We start from the raw sequence: 18,920 nt of genomic DNA, 5'->3' as shown, positions 1-18,920 counted from the left end.
TGTACTATGCAAATTTAGCATATTTATCCTGTAACAGCAGGTATTGCTGCACAATGTTAAGACAATGATTGTGCCAATAAAAAAATCCGCCATAAATGTGGCGGATTTCTGTATGGTAAGAATATGTAATTAATAATTGTAATCTATATTAAAAGAACCTGAGGTAACCGTATACAAGGTTTCTCCGGCATCATTTTTAACTACAAAGCTAAATGTCCCCGTTAGCCAGCCACCTGTATTACCCGAAATACCTACAGTACCTTCGCTCACGGTATACTCAGTACCAGTAGCGTCTTTATAAGTAATTTCAAATGGGCTGTCGGCAGCAGCAAGGTCATAAGTGCCGTTACTTACGGTTTCATTTGCATTTATAGTTATCCAGTGATCCGGACCTACAGCTGCAAAAGATATGCTCGGGCTTGAATATGCAACATAACCTATACTGTTTTTATAGTCGTAAGCAGTACCGTTTACGGTTGCAGCCATTTCATCGCCTGTAACATTATCTGTGGTATAAGTAATGTCTGTAAACTGTCCGCTGGTAAATTCCATAGTATCAGTATCCGATTCACCCATACCGGTAAAGCTGAACGTACCCGTTAACGTATGGTTTGTGGTATCTATATCCGTAATGGTTACCGTAGCCTCAGAATCGAAACTGGTATAGCCTATATCATCTGTAGCACTGGCATAGTACCCCATAATAACGTTATCTCCGGTGTAGGTACCTGTTTCGGCTCCATATACAACAATAAATACGCTTTTGCCCGAAGCATCAGTGGCTTCTATACCTATCATGCCCACACCTAACGTAGCGGTTATAGAAGTACCTGTAAATGTGGTACCCCCGGCACTAACAGTAAAAGTACCTGTAGAAGGTTCTGCAATGGTACCGGTATAGGTAATATTGGTAAAAATACCGTTAGTAAATACTATGTTGGGTTGGCCGTCGCCTGTGTATATACCGGTGAAACTAAAAGTACCGGTTATTTTATGGGTAGTAGTGTTTATAGATGTAATGTTTACGGTGCCGTTTGTACCTGAATCGTCACTGTTTACATAAAAATTACCTCCCGAGGTTATAGCCGGCGTGTACATTATGGTAGCATTAGTATACGTACCTACAGTAGTACCGGGAACGGTTATCATAAAGGTACTGCCATCCGATTTTATAGCAGTTAGTACTATAGAACCGTTAAGTACCGATGCCTGTGCTGTTGAAGCCTCATAGGTACTACCATTAAAATCTACCTGAAAGGCGGCAGGAGCATTGCTATTAGGGTCTTCGCCGGTTAGCGCCGGGTCTATAGGCTCTACGTCGCACGAGGTAAATCCTATAGCCATAAACAATATTACAAAGTAAGAAAGTAACTTTAATCTTTTCATAAATAGAATTTTACCTCCAAATATAATTTTTAATTTATTACAAGCCACATCATTGCAAAAAAAAACACCCTGAAGGGTGTTTTTTAACGTATTTCGAAATGTTTATTCGTCGTAATCTATTTTGTAGTTACCGGTAACTGTATGAATTACCTGACCTGCATCATTTTTCACATTAAAAGTATAACTACCGGTTGCAATACCACCGCTAAGGTTACTAATCGTAATTGTACCTTCGTTTATCTCATATTCCACACCACTGGCATCCCAAAACGTAGCCCTGTTTACAGATGATCCACTATTTGAAATATTATAAGTACCTAAACCCAGTGCAGCGTCGGTAGCAATATACAACATATGGTTAGGAGCCATAACTTTACAGCCAAATTCGGTACCGCTGTATTCAATATAAAGAAAATCTACAGAATAGTTGTAGAAAACACCATCAACAGTGGCTTTCATCTGGTCGCCCACTGTATCGTCTGTAATATAAGGCACATCTGTAAACACTCCATTAGTAAAATTTTTCATTTCACCATCTACAGATGTCCCTGTTCCTGTACCAGAACCTTCACCGGTAAAGCTAAAGGTACCCGAAATAGTATGGTTCACCTCGTCAATTTCTGTAATATTTATCGTTGCGGTAGTACCCGGACTATATTCTGGGTCAACAGTGTAACCATAGTAGTTTCCGGTTTCTTCACCCCCTGAATAATATTCAGCAATATATACCTGACTCCCTGTATAAGTACCTTCCGTATTTCCAAAAACTATAAAACCTATACTTTCTCCGCTACTTCCCCTTAATCCGGTAACATGAATCATACTCATACCCACACTTGCATAATAACTATCAGCAGTATAGGTAGCACCATCATAATCTACTTTAAACAAAGCATTTGTCGATGGGGTTTCGGTTATGGTACCGGTATAGGTTATGTTGTTAAAGATACCGTTTGTAAACGCTATATCCGGCTGGCCTGTACCTGTGTAAACACCTGTAAAATTAAACGTACCGGTTATTTTATGGGTAGTAGTGTTTATTGAGGTAATATTTACGCTACCGTTATACAATGAACCGTTACTACCTGTATTCATGTAACTTAAGGTAGAAGTACTGCTTGGCGTATATATCATTACAGCATTTGTATACGTACCGGTAGTAGTACCCAATACCGATATGGTAAAGTAACCTCCGCTTGCATTAGAGCCCGATATCATTATCATGCCGTTTTGTACTATGGCGCCTGTAGTTGTAGCCTGATAGGTACCACCGTTAAAATCTACCTGGAAAGCAGCTGCGGTATTGCCGCCGGGAGTTTCCTGTGCAAGATCCGGGTCTATGGGTTCTGTCTGGCAGGAAACCATACCAAGAGCTATAAATAGAAATGTAATAATTGAAAGTAATTGTCTTTTTTTCATGTGAGTAGTTTATTCAGCGCCAAATATATACCTTTTAACATTTTATTAGCAATAATTATATAGCTTTTATTCGCAAAAAAAGCCTCTGTAAAAAACAGAGGCTTCAATTATTCCTATAACTATTTTTTTTTAATAATTTACATCAAACGTACCATTGGTAATTTCATGCGAAGTAGTTCCTCCTCCAAAAGGTGTGGCTGTAAAATAGAACGAACCGGTAATATGATGGTTTGCAGTATCATGACTGGTTATAGTAAGTACGCCATCTGTTGCAGAGAAAATATCGCTTGTGCTGTTTGAGGCATTGTACTGGCCTACATACGTAAGCATATTAAAGTTATAGGTTCCCTGCGTAATGGTTGCCGGAATTGTAAGCCCCATAGTTTCAGAGCTGCCACGCGTAGCGCTAATCATTATGTTACCCATAAGCGACATAGCGTTTACCGATGTAGGTGTATAAGTAGCTCCGTCAAGTTTTGCGGTAAATACGTTATCTGTAGGCCCTGCTACCTGAGTAGCATATGATACGTTTGTAAACTCTCCGTTTGTAAACACCTTGGTTTGGTACTCATACACTATTTCCTCTTCAGTTGAGTTTACTTCATCAATAATATATCGGCCACCCGTAAACTGAAAAGTACCTGTTACAGTTTCATTTTCAGTATCAATTTCAGTAATAATTACTTTGGCAGTGTCTACATATCCGGGTTCAGCCCCGCCTTCTCCCCACACAGGTGTAGCTACATAGCCACTTTCTTCACCCGGTACCATATAAGCCATTGCCAGGATACCGTCGGCTGAACTTGGGTCAGGCTGTTGTGCCGCAAACTCAAATGTTCCTACATGCGGGTTGGGTACCGTAACCTGAAAAAAGCTTCCGTCGGGCATAATACCCGATATCGCAAGATATTCCTCATTATAAACAGCCTGTGTAGTGGCGGCTGTTTTAGTAGAACCATCATATTTCACCTTAAATACACCTGGCTCTGTAGTATTATTATCGTCATCGCCGGGGTTGTTGTCATCCGGGTTCTGGGCGGCCAGTACAGGATCTATTGGTTCGGTTTCGCAAGATGCCAGCGTTACCAGAAACAGGGCTATCAGGGCCCTAAGTACAGTTTTTTTCATTATTGGATTTCAATTAAAAGATATAACAATTGGTTGTTGCCAAAATTACACGATTTTATTAAAAAACCTATTCTTTTTTAGGCACACGGAACAATAAAATGATTCCGAACACAAAGAAAATGGTTAAAAACACCACTGAGTAACGCATACTACCAAACATTTGGTCTACAGCACCATACAGCCCCATACCTATTACTATGCCTATCTTTTCGGTTACGTCATAAAAACTGAAGTAGCTTGCAGTATCTGTAGTTTCGGGCAAAAATTTACTATAGGTACTGCGCGAAAGGCTTTGTATGCCCCCCATAACCAGCCCTACAAAGGCGGCTGTGATATAAAAATGCAGTGGTAGTGTTACAAAATATGCACATACACATATTACTGCCCAAACGATGTTTATAAAAATTAGTGCCTTAATATTACCCACCCTTGCCGATAGCTTTGAAGTAAGAATAGCACCCGCTACTGCCACAAGCTGTATAAGCAATATACTTACTATAAGCCCCATGCTTTTAGCATCATCATCGGGCCAGGCTATTTCCTCGGCTCCAAAGTATGTGGCAGCAAGCATTACGGTTTGTACCGCCATGCTGTATACAAAGAAAGCACCAAGGTAGCGTTTCAGGGTACGGTTGTGCTCCATTTGTCCCCATACTTTCTTTAACTCCTTAAAGCCATTTAGCAGCACATGCGTAGTAACCTTGTTAGCAATTTTTGTACCCTTAGGCAGGTAATAGTAGGTATACTGGCTAAACAATATCCACCATACCCCTACCGACACAAACGAAATACGCATGGCACTCACCGCAGCAGGGCTGCCCTCCGAACCTTCTATGCCAAATTTATCCGGAAACATAACCATACCTAGGTTAAACACCAGCAGTATTACGCTGCCCAGGTATCCCATAGAATAGCCACGGGCACTTACCGAGTCCTGCTGCTCCGGGTAGGCTACATCGGGCAGGTAAGAGTTGTAAAACACAAGGCTGCCCCAAAAACCAATAAGCCCCATAAGGTAGGTAAACAGGCTGAAGTACAGGTTTTCTTTACTGAACCAATACAGCCCGATACACGATAGCGAACCTATGTAACAAAAAGTTTTTAGGAAGTTTTTCTTATTACCCGAATAGTCCGCAATACCCGAAAGGAAGGGCGAGATGCAAGCTACAATAAGAAATGCAAACGCCGTGGTAAAACTCATTACCGCCGTGCTTTTCATTTCTGTACCTAAAAAAGCTACAGGCGTACCCTTAGGAAATGTTATATCATAAAAAATGGGGAATACCGCCGAAGCTATTACAAGGCTGTATACAGAGTTTGCCCAGTCGTAAAACGCCCAGGCATTAAGCAGCTTTTTACTGCCTTTTTCGAGTTGTGCCATAATGGTTACCGGTTTTTAAGGTAAACCAAAACTACACTATTTTTTGTTTCGTGGATTTGTTTATTTGCGGATTTGTTTATTTGTTAATGGATTGCCGGCAATAAAAAACCACCCCGAAGGATGGTCTTCATTATTTTAAATTATGAATTATGAATTCTAAATTACCCGAATTAACAAATCCACAAATAAACGAATAACCTATAAAAACTACTCCTGCTTTTTCAACTTTGATTTATAGTTCTTTTTCAGCTTATCCAGCTTTGGTGCTATAACCATGCTACAGTACGGCTGGTCGGGGTTTTGCGCATAATAATCCTGGTGGTAGTCTTCCGCCGAGTAAAATACGCTGGCCTTAGTTACCTTAGTTACTACCTTTTTCCCGAAAATATCCTGCTCAGTAAGTAGCTTTATAAAGTTTTCGGCAGCTGCCTTTTGCTCCTCAGTGGTATAAAAAATTTCGCTGCGGTATTGTGTACCCACATCATTCCCCTGACGGTTTATTGTTGTAGGGTCGTGCGTGGCAAAAAACACCTCAAGCAAGTCTTCATAGGCTATCTCGGCAGGGTTATAGGTTATTTGTATCGCTTCGGCATGGCCTGTATAACCACTACACACTTCTTTATAGGTAGGGTTTGGCACTGAGCCGCCTATATACCCCGAAACAACTTTCTCTACACCCTTCAGTTCGGTAAAAAATGCCTCGGTACACCAAAAGCAACCGCCTGCAAAAATGGCAGTTTCCGTTTTCTTGTCATTCATTGTTGTGTCTCCTTTGCTTGCTAATTTATTGTTGTTTGTTTTGTTGTATTTAAATCCCTCCAGCGGGTTGGTGTTCCCCTGGCAGGAAATGCCCATAAGGGCAAGTAGAATAATCGCAGCTTTTTTCATAGTGCTCCTTTCGTGTAAAGTTACGGTTTACCATCCGGTAAGCGGATGTGTTTAACATATAGATACATTTCTATATACGAAATATTGTGCCAAAAGGGTTTATTTTGACATAAATAGTTTGTTTCTTTGTTTTTAGGAAAAACCTGTCTTATATAATGATTGAAGCGAAAAAGATTCACAAATATTATGATGCACTACACGTACTAAAAGGTGTAGACCTAACCATAGCAAAAGGCGAAATAGTATCTATAGTCGGTGCATCGGGAGCCGGTAAAACCACCCTGCTGCAAATACTGGGTACGCTGGACAAGCCCGATACCGAAAATGGTTCTTCATTAATAATAAACGGACAGAATGTACTGCAACTGAAAGACAAGGCGCTGTCTAAATTCCGCAATAGGGAGCTGGGTTTTATTTTCCAGTTCCACCAGCTTTTACCCGAATTCACCGCGCTGGAAAACGTATGCATACCCGCCTATATAGCCGGAAAACCTAAAGGCGAAACCGAAGCCGAGGCAAAAAAACTATTAGACTACTTAGGCCTTAGCCACAGGATAGACCACAAACCCGGAGCCCTGTCGGGTGGTGAGCAGCAGCGTGTAGCTGTGGCAAGATCACTTATAAACAAGCCTGCTGTGATTTTTGCCGATGAACCATCGGGTAACCTGGATACGGTTTCAGCAGAGAACCTCCACAAGTTGTTTTTTCAGCTGCGCGACGAAATGGGGCAAACCTTTGTAATTGTTACCCACAACGAAGAACTGGCTAATATGGCCGACCGTAAACTGGTAATGAGCGACGGAAAAATAATATAATCCTTATGATTATCATCCTTATATACTGGCTATTACTGTTTTTCCTGTTTTTGCCAATAGGGTGTATTACCGTTAAGCAACTTAAAATACAAACATCGCACATAAGCATCATTTTGCTTATGGGTATGTTTACCTCCACCCTATTCTTTACTCTCGCTTCGTTTTTTGTTCCGCTGGGGGTGGTTTCATTTGTGGTTATTGCGTTACTAAGCGCCACAAGCTGGCTGTACTGTAAAAACGAATGCCTCCTTTACCTTAAAAACTTCAGGGAAGATTTCATTTCCCTCCCCGTATACCTAAAAGCCGGATTGTATATACTGGCTGCCGGAGCAGCCCTAAAGAGTGCCGGAGTACCGTTTATAACCGACAACGAAAGCTACTACATACAAAACATAAAATGGTTTAACGAATACGGTACAGTAAAGGGACTGGCTAACCTGCATGTGTTTTTTGCGCAGGCTTCGTTTTGGCATTATCTACAAGCTGGGCTTAACTTTCATTTTATAACCAATCGCATAAATGACATTAACGGTTTTACTTTTATACTGTGTATTTTCTTTTATTTTACCGAAGGCAGAAAGAAGGAAAATGCTTCGTGGCTGTTGTTAACAGCAGTGTTCTCGGTACTGTTATTCCAGTTTCTGGATACCCCTTCACCCGACCTGCCGGTATTAGTACTGTGTCCTATCATGGTATATTTTTACCTTGAACAAGGCAATGACAACAACCGTACAACTGCCCTGAGCCTCTTTATCTTCCTGTTGGTAATAAAAATAACGGTACTGCCTTTGGGCATACTATTTTACAGGGAACTATTTTCAAAAAAAACTTTGCCGCTCTTTGCTAAAGCAGCCATACCTGCACTGGCTATATGGATAACGAAAAACATTATAATAAGCGGCTATCCGCTATACCCCATTACAGCACCAAGACTAAACACCTCATGGACGGCACCGCGGAAACTGGTAGACTTTGTTGTAAAAATCACTTCAGACCACGGATACTATAAAGGAGCCGCCCCTGCCGGAAACCCCGCCCTGGGCACCAAATTACTATCATGGTACCACCTGCCCGGGATAGCCGGAATTGTTAATAAACTAGCGTTATTACTCTTTACAGTTACTCCCATATTAGCATGGTATAAAAAGCAAAAAAGCTTTTTTATGGTGTACCTGGCATTTGCACTGCATTTTATTACCCTGTTGGTTACATCTCCCCAGTTCAGGTACTTTCTACCGGGGGTAATTTTCCTGCTTCCATACACCCTTATGCTTGTTACAAGCCAATGCCCGGCCATACGAAAATACCTGTTAGTAGGCTGCTGTATTGCAGCATGGGTACCTTTTATAAACATAGGTTTAAAAGGATTTACAAAAAACAAGCTGAATAGCGAAACAGGCAGCCTTACCCTTACGCAACTTTACCTGCCCGAAATAAATACGCGCTTTAAAAACATGCGCTACCCTAAAACAAGAAAGGGGAACATGGAATATTATTACCCCGAAAAAGATTTCCTGTTATACGGCACCGCAAACGGCCCGCTGCCCTGCGTAAACAAAAGACAGGTAGAATCCATTGAAAAGAAACTACAATTGTATCCGCAGCTTATAGACAGTACCGATATAGGTAAAGGGTTTTATTCTAAAACCGAAGTACCACAATAACTCTTGCTTTTTGTTGGTTATCTTTGCTCCATGTTAAAACAAATGGACTTTACAGAACTAAAATCTTTCCTGGACGAAAAAGTTCAGCTATACAATCGCCCCGACTTTATAGAAAGCGACCCCATACAGATTCCGCACCTTTTTACACAAAAGGAGGATGCCGAAATAGCCGGTTTCCTGGCTGCCACCATAGCCTGGGGTAACCGTAAGATGATTATAAACAACGCCAAAAAGATGGTAGCGCTTATGGGAGAAAGTCCGTATGACTTTGTGATGAACCATAAAGACTACCACCTGGAATCGTTAGAAAACTTTGTACACCGCACCTTTAACGGTACCGATTTTGCCACATTTATAACAGCGTTGAGACATATTTATCTAAACCATGGCGGACTGGAAAATATATTTGCACAGCACAGCCGCGACAACTCTCTGCAACCGGCCATTACCGCTTTTAAAAAGGCATTTTTTGAAATACCGCACCAAACCCGAACCCACAAGCACGTAAGTGACCCCATGGCAGGAAGTGCCGCAAAGCGCATAAACATGTTCCTGCGGTGGATGGTACGAAACGATAACGCCGGTGTAGACCTGGGCCTATGGAGCACTATATCTATGAGTGCCCTATCCTGCCCTCTTGATGTGCACAGCGGCAATGTAGCCCGAAAGCTGGGACTGCTTACCCGCAAACAAAACGACGGTAAAGCCCTGGCAGAACTGGACACCCAACTGCGCCTGCTGGATGCCACTGACCCGGTAAAGTATGACTTTGCTTTATTTGGGTTAGGGGTATTTGAAGGGTTTTAGCGGAATGTAACCGAAAAATTTTATATTTGGAGGAAAACCACCTACCATGAAAGCAATACGTATTCTATTTACATTGTTGTTATTTATAGCATCCATAAGCTGCAAACAGGAAAAACATTTAGAAACAAGTAGCAATACAACCATTGTAAAACAGGACACCCCAACAAAACCCGCCAGACCCAAAGTACAGGAAAAACCAAAACAGAAACTAAAAGAACCCGAGAAGGATTTTATAAAAATTGAAGACCTACATACTTACGCAGTCAATGCCCCAACGATAGAACAACCTAAAAACATGGGCAATCCTTTTGGTGCGTTAAAGTTTGACAAAGTTATAGCCTACGATTATGAAGGCATTGAGGTTATGCATCCCAGCATTATTGAAAAAGGTGACTTTTGTCCGGTTGTACTGAAGCAACAGGTATTAACCACAAAACAGGTAGACAAACTAATTAAATGCTTTACAAACCCGTCAACTTATGGAGAAGAAAGCGCGGCTTGTTATCAGCCGCACTTGGGTTTCGTATTTTTCAATAACAGTAAGATTGTTTTAACTATTGATATTTGTTTGCATTGCAACAAAATGAATAGCAGCGCAATAATACCTGCCCAAAAGACATTTGCAGTTAATGAAGGAACCGCTGACGAATATTATGCTGAAGGATTTTCAGCGAAAGGCCGAAAAGAGATTGCTACTTTTTGTAAGGAAATAAAGTTTATGTATGGTACAGATAGCTTTATCAAAGAATTGGAACGCATGAATTATTAAACAAAAGAATCTTCTTCATATTTAAGTTAAGATACATTTTAAACAAAAATCAGAATCACCTACCGTGAAAGCAATACGTATACTACTTACATTGTTGTTATTTGTAGCCTCCATAAGCTGCAAACAGGAAAAACATTTAGAAACCGCAACAGTTAACACAGATACTATAACTCAGGATACATTGCCAAACCCAAACCGTAAAAAGCCTTATATTAAAATTGAAGACCTGCATACCTATGCAGATAATGCCCCTACGATAGAACGCCCCGAAAACATGGGCAAGCCGTTTGATAAGTTGATTTTCGATAAAGTTATAGCTTACGATTATGAAGGCAGCGGAGAGCCTTACCCAAGCATAATTGAAGAAGGTGATTTTAACCCCGTTGTACTAAAACAAAAAATTTTAAATACAGAACAGGTAAACAAACTAATAAAATCCCTAACAACTCCTTCGTCATACGGTGGCACAAGTGCATCTTGCTTCGATCCGCATTTGGCATTCCTGTTTTATAAGGATAATAAAATCGTTTATACCATAGACATTTGCCTGGACTGTAACCGTATGTCTACAACTACAGAAATCCCTGCTATAGAAAGCTTTAAAAGGGAATATCCTTTTGGTTTTAGCCTGGAAGGAAAACGAGATATATGCGCATTATGCCGTGAATTTAACTTCTACTACGGCAGCGACACCTACATCAAAAAAATAGAAAAGAGTCCTTTTAAATAAAATTACTTCCATATACTTACCTTCGTAGTATGTATTGATAAACCTTAATTCCTTTGGAATAATATTTGCATTGGGTTCTATGCATTTACAATCAAAAAAAAATGCGTAATTTTGCACCCTGAAATAAGCAGAAACACACTATGTTAGACAGGTTACAGTTTATAAAACAGCGTTTTGACGAGGTATCAGACCTTGTAATAAACCCGGAAATCATTGCGGACCAAAAACGCTATGTAGCATTAAATAAAGAATACAAAGACCTAAAAGCGCTGGTAGACAAGCGCGAGGAATATATTAAAGTACTGGGCAACATGGAAGAAGCCCAGGAAATTATAGCCGACGGCAGCGATGCCGAAATGGTAGACATGGCTAAACTTCAGATGGATGAGGCTAAGGAAAGGCTTCCGCAGCTTGAAGAAGAGATTAAGTTTATGCTGATACCAAAAGATCCTGAAGATGCCAAGAACGTAATGGTGGAGATACGTGCCGGTACGGGTGGTGATGAAGCAAGTATTTTTGCCGGCGACCTGTACAGGATGTATACACGCTACTGCGAAAACAAAGGCTGGAGAACCAGCGTAGTAGACGTAAGCGAAGGTACATCGGGTGGGTATAAAGAGGTTATATTTGAAGTTACAGGAGAAGACGTATATGGCACCCTTAAGTTTGAAGCTGGTGTACACCGTGTGCAACGTGTACCACAAACCGAAACACAGGGACGTATCCACACCTCTGCCGCTACCGTAATGGTACTACCTGAAGCTGAAGAATTTGACGTACAGATAGACATGAACGACGTACGTATTGACCTGTTCTGTTCATCAGGGCCAGGCGGGCAGTCGGTAAACACTACCAAGTCTGCCGTACGTATGACACACATACCTACAGGTCTTGTAGCACAGTGTCAGGACGAAAAGTCACAGCACAAAAACAAGGATAAAGCACTACAGGTACTACGTTCTCGCCTTTACGAAATGGAACTTGCCAAAAAACAGGAAGAAGATGCAGCCAAGCGTAACAGCCAGGTAAGCAGCGGCGACCGTTCGGCTAAGATCCGTACTTACAACTACCCTCAGGGGCGTGTTACTGATCACCGTATTGGCCTTACTATTTACGACCTTGACGGTGTAATGAACGGTAGCGTACAAAAGCTTATAGACGAGCTTCAGTTGGTAAACAACACCGAGAAACTAAAAGAAAGCGAAGTGTTTTAATCACTTGCAAAAAATACAAAAAGCTGCCTATAGGCAGCTTTTTTTGTTTCCACACTTCAACTTCTATCAGGTAATAATTATAAAGGCTGTAAGGGCAATAAAAAAAGGGGCGATTGCCCCTTTTCATTATTCATTACGGCATAAAACCGTTTGTTATTTCTTAATTACTTTAAAAGTAGCTGTAGCACCGTTTTGTCCGGCTGCCTTTACAAGGTACGTACCTGCAGGAAGGCTGCTAACATCAACTTTAGTAGTAGTTGCATTAATATTAGTAAACTCGGTTACTTTTTGCCCCAGTAGGTTGTGTATTGCTACAGAGCTGATGTTTTGCTTACCTGAGAAGTTAAGTACATCAGTAGCAGGGTTCGGGTAGCAGCTAAAACCGTTGTTACCAAACTCATCTACACCAAGCACAGCAAGAGTAACATCGATATCCAATGGTTCACTGTAACATCCGTCTATAACCTGTACGGCATAGTAAGTTCCGCTTTCAGCAATCATATAACCTTGAGGTAAAGGGTTAGTACCGTTTTCGGCATCTTCTTCAGTAGCATACCATATAAGTGTAGCACCTTCTGCAACCTCTACTGCTACCTGGCTGATAGGTAAACCTTCGTTAGTAAAAACAGTAAATTCCTGCTCATCGTCGCCTTCCGGCTCAGGAGTAACGTTTATTGTAGCCGTAATTGCTACACGTGCACTTTCACACTCACCCACTACCTGGGCAGCATAGTAAACAGTACCGCTTACTATTTCAGAGAACGGATCTAATTCATCAGTACCGTCTGCAGTAGCATACCATACTATCTCAGCATTACCTGTAGCTATTACAGTAAGCTCATTTATAAGAGCATCACCACAAAAAGATTGTTCAGCAGCTGCTTCAGGCGCCGAAGTAACGGTAATTGTAGCTGTAATTGCCGTACGTGTACTTTCACACTCACCCTCAACCTGGGCAGCGTAGTAAGTCGTACCGCTTACTATTTCAGAGAATGGATCTAATTCATCTGTACCTTCTGCTGTAGCATACCATACAATCTCAGCGTCGCCTGTAGCAACTACAGTAAGCTCGTTAATAAGAGCATCACCACAAAAAGATTGTTCAGCAGCTGCTTCCGGTGCAGCAAGGTTACATACCATCGCGCTAATATTAACCAGGTAATCTTCCACTTGTCCGTAACCAACACCATCTGAAGCATCACAAGGATCTTCAGTCGAATACAGATACGTTTTAAATACCCTCATCACTGTAATACCTTCTTCGGCAGTTGTAGGTATAGTAATATCAGCTGTTACCTGCTGGCCATCCGTTCCTGTAGAACCGAATAACGAACCTTCAATTTCGAACACCTCGCCGTCATCGTTAAACTCGCCATTCTTATTAAAATCTATAAATACAGTAAAGTAATCTGAAAATTGTCCTTCAGTAGTACCTTCTATAGTAATAGTGTAGGTTTGCCCGGCTGTAACCTCTGCCGGAGCCAAATCAGTAAACACCTCTACACCATCAGCGCTTGTATCGGCAGTAGAAGTATTATCTATTCCTGCAAACTGCACACGGGTAATAGGCTCTACGCCGTTATAAAAATCAACATCGCAGTAGCACGGAAGTCCGGTATCAGTAACCTGTACACCTGTAGTAGTTACACTTTCCTCTGATGCTATACAGGTAACAATAGCACGGTACCACAGAGTCTCATTAACCGTAGCAGTATAAGTAGCACTTGTAGCCTCAGCTATATCAGCAAAGTCAGTACCGTTAGCAGAACTTTGCCACTGGAAGCTAAGTCCGCCTACTAAATATACCGGGCTAAGCGAAAGATTCACTGTACCTCCATGACAGCTAACTGAAGTAGATGCAATAGGAGTAGCTACATCAGGAGTACCTGCACAGGCAGGAGATGCGGCTTGCAGCACCTGTACATTATCAAAATACACCAGCGCATCTATAGCATTATCGTCGTTTACTTCAGCCGATACCCTAAGGTAGATATTAGCCCCAGCGGTAGGTGTAAACTGTACTGTACGCACCGCACATGAAGCCGAAACGGTATGGTTAGCAGCCGAAACGGTTTCTATATCGGTCCACGGGCCATCTACAGATGTACCGTACTGTACAGTGAAACTACCCCAGTCTGGAGTATTAGGATACGCTCCGCCTGTAGAGTAATCTACAAGCTTATAGCTGTAGCTAAGCGTAGCAAGTTGTCCGTTTGACAAACCGATAACATCTGAATACGCCGACATTTCATAGTTATAATACCAATACAGATTGGCTGCCATAGAAGTACCGTCGCACCCGTCTTCACTATCGGTAAAGAAATCATAATACGGGTCGTACCAGCCGATTGTTTCACCATCAAAGTTTTGGGTGTAGTTAATTTGTGCGCTACTTTTTAAACATACAAAAAGTAGAATAAAGGCACATAATGCCTTTAAACAGGATAATTTTTTTCTCATAATGGTCTTAATGATTTGTTTTGAAGCGTAAAAATAAAAGTTTTTATCAGTACTGAAGTAACTAAATCACAACTTTAGCATTAAAAAGCAAAAATTTTAACATATGTTATATATTTCTTAAAAAGCTCTCGCAACAACATATAATTCAACGCGAAAACATTTTCGTTAAAAAATAATTCAAAAAATATTTTACGAAAACGTTTGAAGTTTATACATTTGCCAAAGAGTTAACCCAAACCCAAACTTAATTCTGATGAATAACTCATTACTGTACGAAAAGGAACTTACCTATCAGGCAGACAGGCGCAGGGCCGGTGTAGAGCTAATTAACATTGTAAGCGAGTTGTGGTACGACAAATCAATAGAGCTTGTACTATTCCGCAACCAGTTAATTGACAAAAGCATCGGCGAAATAATGAACCTGCACGACTATGCTGCCGAATTTATTAAGAAGCCCATTAACATTTTTGATACAGTAGAAATTGCCAGGGCAATAAAAGTAGCCGACCTGCCACCCAGTCGCCTGGATATAGGTAAGCTTACCTATGAGTTTCATGAAGAAAGCAATACCTGCCACGATGCTACGCTGTTTGTAGGCAACAAACTGAGCGGTGCACGCAAAAGCGGCAACATAAAACCAAAAGACGTAGTGCTTTATGGATTTGGACGCATAGGCCGCCTCCTTGCCCGCGACATGATGGAAAAAGTGGGTAAAGGTGCACAGCTTAGGTTAAGAGCCATAGTAGTAAGGGAAAAAGCAGATGCAAATATGCTGGCCAAAAGGGCATCGTTACTAAAATATGACTCTATTCACGGTGAGTTTAACGGTAGCGTGGTAGTAGACGAAAAAAACAAATCGCTTATTATTAACGGCACCACAGTACACATTATAAGTACTAACATACCAGAAGATATAGACTATACTGCATACGGTATTAAAAACGCATTACTTATAGACAATACCGGGGCATATACTACTGCCGAGGCACTGGAACGCCACCTTAAGGCCGACGGTATAGAAAAAGTACTGCTTACAGCGCCGGGCAAAGGGGTTCCTAATATAGTATACGGCGTAAACCACACCGAATTTGATCCTGAAAAGGTAGATATATGGTCGGCGGCATCATGTACTACAAATGCCATAACCCCTGTGCTTAAAGCTATTGAAGATACACTGGGCATAACAAAAGGCCACCTGGAAACCATACATGCCTATACAAACGACCAGAACCTGGTAGACAATATGCACAAAAAATACCGCCGTGGCCGCGCCGCTGCCCTTAATATGGTTATTACCGAAACCGGTGCAGGCAGCGCAGTAGCTAAGGCAATACCTTCTTTATCAGGTAAATTAACCAGCAATGCCATACGCGTACCCGTACCAAACGGATCGCTTGTGGTGGCAAACCTGGAAGTGGAAAGAGCCTCTAACAAGAGTGAAATAAACGAAATACTAAAACACTACTCGCTTGAAGGTGAGCTGGTAGAGCAAATAAAATACTCTGTAAACAACGAACTTGTTTCCAGTGATATAGTAGGAACATCGGCTCCGGCAATATTTGACAGCAATGCCACTATTGTAAGCCCCGATGGTAAAAATGTAATCCTCTATGTATGGTACGATAACGAATACGGCTACAGCCAACAGGTAATCCGCCTGGCAAAATATGTAGCCAAAGTAAGGCGCTATACGTACTACTAAAATTGTCTTCAACCTAATCCTTTTTCTTCATAATTGTGTGTAAATCTGCCCCTCCAATCCTCCGGGGCAGATTTTTTTTTGTTATTGCGCTGTCCTGAAACAGCTTGTATCATATAGGAAATAGACGTTGTGTGTGGTGTAAGTAAACATAAACCACCCCGCCCGCCTCGGCGGGCGGGGTGGGGAAACAAAAAAAACTCCCACCGTTACCGATGGGAGTTTATGTATATAAAATTGTGATACTCTTACTTAGCGCTTGCAGCAATAAGGTTTAGTGCGCTACCGGCTTTAAACCATTCTATCTGTCCGTCGTTGTAGCTGTGGTTAGCAAGAATAATATCTTTGCTGCCATCGGCATGAACAACTTCAAGGGTAAGAGGTTTGCCTGGTGCAAAATCTACAAGATCTGTAAAGTTAATGGTATCGTCTTCCTGTATTTTGTCGTAATCCGCCTCATTGGCAAAGGTAAGCGCAAGCATACCCTGCTTTTTAAGGTTGGTTTCGTGTATACGTGCAAACGACTTAACCAGTACCGCCTTAACACCAAGGTGGCGCGGCTCCATAGCAGCATGCTCACGAGATGAACCTTCACCATAGTTTTGGTCGCCCACCACTATTGTTGGTACACCCGCAGCTTTATAAGCACGTGCAGCAGCCGGTACAGCTTCGTAGCTACCAGTAAGCTCGTTTTTAACGCTGTTTGTTTTTTGGTTAAACGCGTTAACGGCACCTATAAGCATATTGTTTGAAATGTTATCCAGGTGGCCACGGAAACGTAACCACGGACCCGCCATAGAAATGTGGTCTGTAGTACACTTACCAAATGCTTTTATAAGCAACTTGGCACCTGTAATGTTTTTACCATCCCAAGGCTCAAACGGAGCCAGAAGCTGAAGGCGTTCAGATGTAGGACTAACCACTACCTGTACACCGCTACCATCTTCTGCCGGAGCCTGGAAACCAGGATCATCTACCGCAAAACCTTTTTCAGGAAGTTCATGTCCTGTAGGCTCATCCAGCATTACTTCCTCGCCATCTTCGTTGATAAGCTTATCGGTAAGCGGGTTAAAACCAAGGTCGCCGGCAATAGCCAATGCTGTTACAAGCTCAGGCGAACCTACAAACGCAAGCGTGTTAGGGTTACCATCGGCACGTTTAGAGAAGTTACGGTTAAATGAGTGAACGATAGTATTACGTTCCTCTTTTTCGGCACCTTCCCTGTCCCACATACCTATACATGGACCACAGGCGTTAGCAAACACAGTACCTCCAATCTCGTTGAACGTATCAATGAAACCGTCGCGCTCTATGGTATAACGTACCTGTTCAGAACCCGGTGTAATGGTAAACTTCGCTTTGGTTTTAAGTTTCTTGGCAGCAACCTGCTTAGCAAGAGAAGCCGAACGCGAAATATCTTCGTAAGACGAGTTAGTACAAGAACCGATAAGGCCTACCTGTACCTGTAGAGGCCAGTTGTTCTTTGCAGCCTCTTCCCTCATTTTAGAGATAGGCGTAGCCAAATCCGGAGTGAAAGGCCCATTTAGGTGCGGTTCAAGCTCAGAAAGGTTAATTTCAATAACCTCGTCAAAGTATTTTTGAGGCTCTGCATACACTTCGGCATCACCGGTTAGGTACGCAGCAACTTTATCGGCTGCATCGGCCACATCGGCGCGGTTTGTAGCACGCAGGTAACGGCTCATAGAATCGTCGTAACCAAAGGTAGATGTAGTAGCACCTATCTCGGCCCCCATGTTACAAATGGTACCTTTACCGGTACATGACATAGCCTGTGCACCTTCGCCAAAATATTCTACAATAGCACCGGTACCACCTTTTACGGTAAGTATACCCGCTACTTTAAGGATAACGTCTTTAGGCGCTGTCCAGCCACTTAGCTTACCGGTAAGTTTAATACCTATAAGCTTAGGGAATTTAAGTTCCCAGGCCATACCGCTCATTACGTCTACTGCATCGGCACCACCTACACCTATGGCAAGCATACCAAGGCCGCCTGCGTTTACGGTGTGGGAGTCGGTACCAATCATCATACCGCCAGGGAAAGCATAGTTTTCCAGCACTACCTGGTGGATGATACCTGCACCGGGATTCCAGAACCCGATGCCATATTTGTTAGAAATAGAAGACAGGAAGTCAAAAACCTCATTGCTTTGCTCCTTAGCACGCTTAAGGTCGGTGGCAGCATCTACTTTCGCCTGAATAAGGTGATCACAGTGTACTGTGGTAGGCACGGCTACTTTAGCTTTACCTGCGTGCATAAATTGTAAAAGAGCCATTTGGGCGGTAGCATCCTGGCAGGCAACCCTGTCCGGAGCAAAGTCTACATAGTCTTTACCCCTTGTAAATGCCTGCGAAGGTGTTCCTTCCCAAAGGTGAGAATATAGGATTTTCTCAGAAAGTGTAAGCGGACGACCTACAAGTTCGCGTGCTTTATCTACACGCTCGGCCATATTAGCATACACCTTTTTGATCATTTCAATATCAAAAGCCATATCTCTATAATTTATTATTTTTATTTTTTCATCTCTGTACAGAGGCG

General features: G+C 42.0%; 14 protein-coding genes. 7 read left to right on the top strand and 7 right to left on the bottom strand.

The window, feature by feature from the left end; all coding sequences use genetic code 11:
• Window positions 1-129 precede the first annotated feature (129 nt).
• The 5 genes from ACLI1A_RS06425 to msrA form a co-directional block, all read right to left on the bottom strand.
• A complete protein-coding gene (locus ACLI1A_RS06425; protein ID WP_411407300.1) occupies window positions 130-1,386 on the bottom strand; it encodes a DUF6252 family protein in 1,257 nt (418 codons plus the stop codon).
• Between the two features lie 102 nt (window positions 1,387-1,488).
• Complete coding sequence (locus tag ACLI1A_RS06420; RefSeq protein ID WP_411407298.1) at window positions 1,489-2,805, bottom strand: DUF6252 family protein; 1,317 nt, start codon at window positions 2,803-2,805, stop codon at window positions 1,489-1,491.
• A gap of 129 nt (window positions 2,806-2,934) precedes the next feature.
• Window positions 2,935-3,933, bottom strand: a complete 999-nt coding sequence (locus tag ACLI1A_RS06415; RefSeq protein WP_411407296.1) for a DUF6252 family protein — start codon at window positions 3,931-3,933, stop codon at window positions 2,935-2,937.
• Window positions 3,934-4,000: 67 nt separating this feature from the next.
• On the bottom strand, window positions 4,001-5,314 hold the full coding sequence (locus ACLI1A_RS06410; protein ID WP_411407294.1) for an MFS transporter: 1,314 nt from the start codon (window positions 5,312-5,314) through the stop codon (window positions 4,001-4,003).
• A 207-nt stretch (window positions 5,315-5,521) separates the two neighbouring features.
• Complete coding sequence (gene msrA / locus ACLI1A_RS06405; protein WP_411408026.1) at window positions 5,522-6,073, bottom strand: peptide-methionine (S)-S-oxide reductase MsrA; 552 nt, start codon at window positions 6,071-6,073, stop codon at window positions 5,522-5,524.
• Between the two features lie 284 nt (window positions 6,074-6,357).
• Here msrA and ACLI1A_RS06400 point away from each other — a divergent pair, with 284 nt between their 5' ends.
• The 6 genes from ACLI1A_RS06400 to prfA all read left to right on the top strand — a co-directional run bounded on the left by ACLI1A_RS06400 (window position 6,358) and on the right by prfA (window position 12,201).
• Window positions 6,358-7,017, top strand: coding sequence for an ABC transporter ATP-binding protein (locus tag ACLI1A_RS06400; RefSeq protein WP_411407292.1), 660 nt, complete (start codon window positions 6,358-6,360; stop codon window positions 7,015-7,017).
• Between the two features lie 5 nt (window positions 7,018-7,022).
• Entirely contained in the window at window positions 7,023-8,681 is a 1,659-nt protein-coding gene (locus ACLI1A_RS06395) for an LIC_10190 family membrane protein (RefSeq protein ID WP_411407290.1), read from the top strand.
• A gap of 42 nt (window positions 8,682-8,723) precedes the next feature.
• The gene (locus ACLI1A_RS06390; RefSeq protein ID WP_411407288.1) at window positions 8,724-9,488 is read left to right on the top strand and encodes a TIGR02757 family protein; all 765 of its coding nucleotides are present in this window, start codon (window positions 8,724-8,726) and stop codon (window positions 9,486-9,488) included.
• Between the two features lie 46 nt (window positions 9,489-9,534).
• Window positions 9,535-10,257, top strand: a complete 723-nt coding sequence (locus tag ACLI1A_RS06385; RefSeq protein WP_411407286.1) for a hypothetical protein — start codon at window positions 9,535-9,537, stop codon at window positions 10,255-10,257.
• Between the two features lie 64 nt (window positions 10,258-10,321).
• Window positions 10,322-10,987 (top strand): hypothetical protein, encoded by a 666-nt coding sequence (locus ACLI1A_RS06380; protein ID WP_411407284.1) that lies wholly within the window; start codon window positions 10,322-10,324, stop codon window positions 10,985-10,987.
• Window positions 10,988-11,127: 140 nt separating this feature from the next.
• Window positions 11,128-12,201 carry a peptide chain release factor 1 gene (prfA, locus tag ACLI1A_RS06375; protein WP_411407282.1) on the top strand — a complete coding sequence of 358 codons (1,074 nt, stop codon included), beginning with the start codon at window positions 11,128-11,130 and terminating at the stop codon, window positions 12,199-12,201.
• Between the two features lie 153 nt (window positions 12,202-12,354).
• On the opposite strand, the gene ACLI1A_RS06370 is transcribed toward prfA, so the two are convergent.
• Complete coding sequence (locus ACLI1A_RS06370; protein ID WP_411407280.1) at window positions 12,355-14,661, bottom strand: T9SS type A sorting domain-containing protein; 2,307 nt, start codon at window positions 14,659-14,661, stop codon at window positions 12,355-12,357.
• A gap of 253 nt (window positions 14,662-14,914) precedes the next feature.
• On the opposite strand from ACLI1A_RS06370, the gene ACLI1A_RS06365 reads away from it, so the two are divergent.
• Window positions 14,915-16,363, top strand: a complete 1,449-nt coding sequence (locus tag ACLI1A_RS06365) for a glyceraldehyde-3-phosphate dehydrogenase (RefSeq protein WP_411407278.1) — start codon at window positions 14,915-14,917, stop codon at window positions 16,361-16,363.
• A 245-nt stretch (window positions 16,364-16,608) separates the two neighbouring features.
• On the opposite strand, the gene ACLI1A_RS06360 is transcribed toward ACLI1A_RS06365, so the two are convergent.
• On the bottom strand, window positions 16,609-18,873 hold the full coding sequence (locus tag ACLI1A_RS06360) for an aconitate hydratase (protein ID WP_411407276.1): 2,265 nt from the start codon (window positions 18,871-18,873) through the stop codon (window positions 16,609-16,611).
• Window positions 18,874-18,920: the final 47 nt, after the last annotated feature.

This window comes from Flavobacterium sp. RHBU_3, from assembly GCF_046613565.1.
GTDB lineage: Bacteria > Bacteroidota > Bacteroidia > Flavobacteriales > Flavobacteriaceae > Flavobacterium.
Note: the sequence above shows the minus strand (reverse complement) of the source record. Positions and strands in the feature narration are given on the sequence as shown.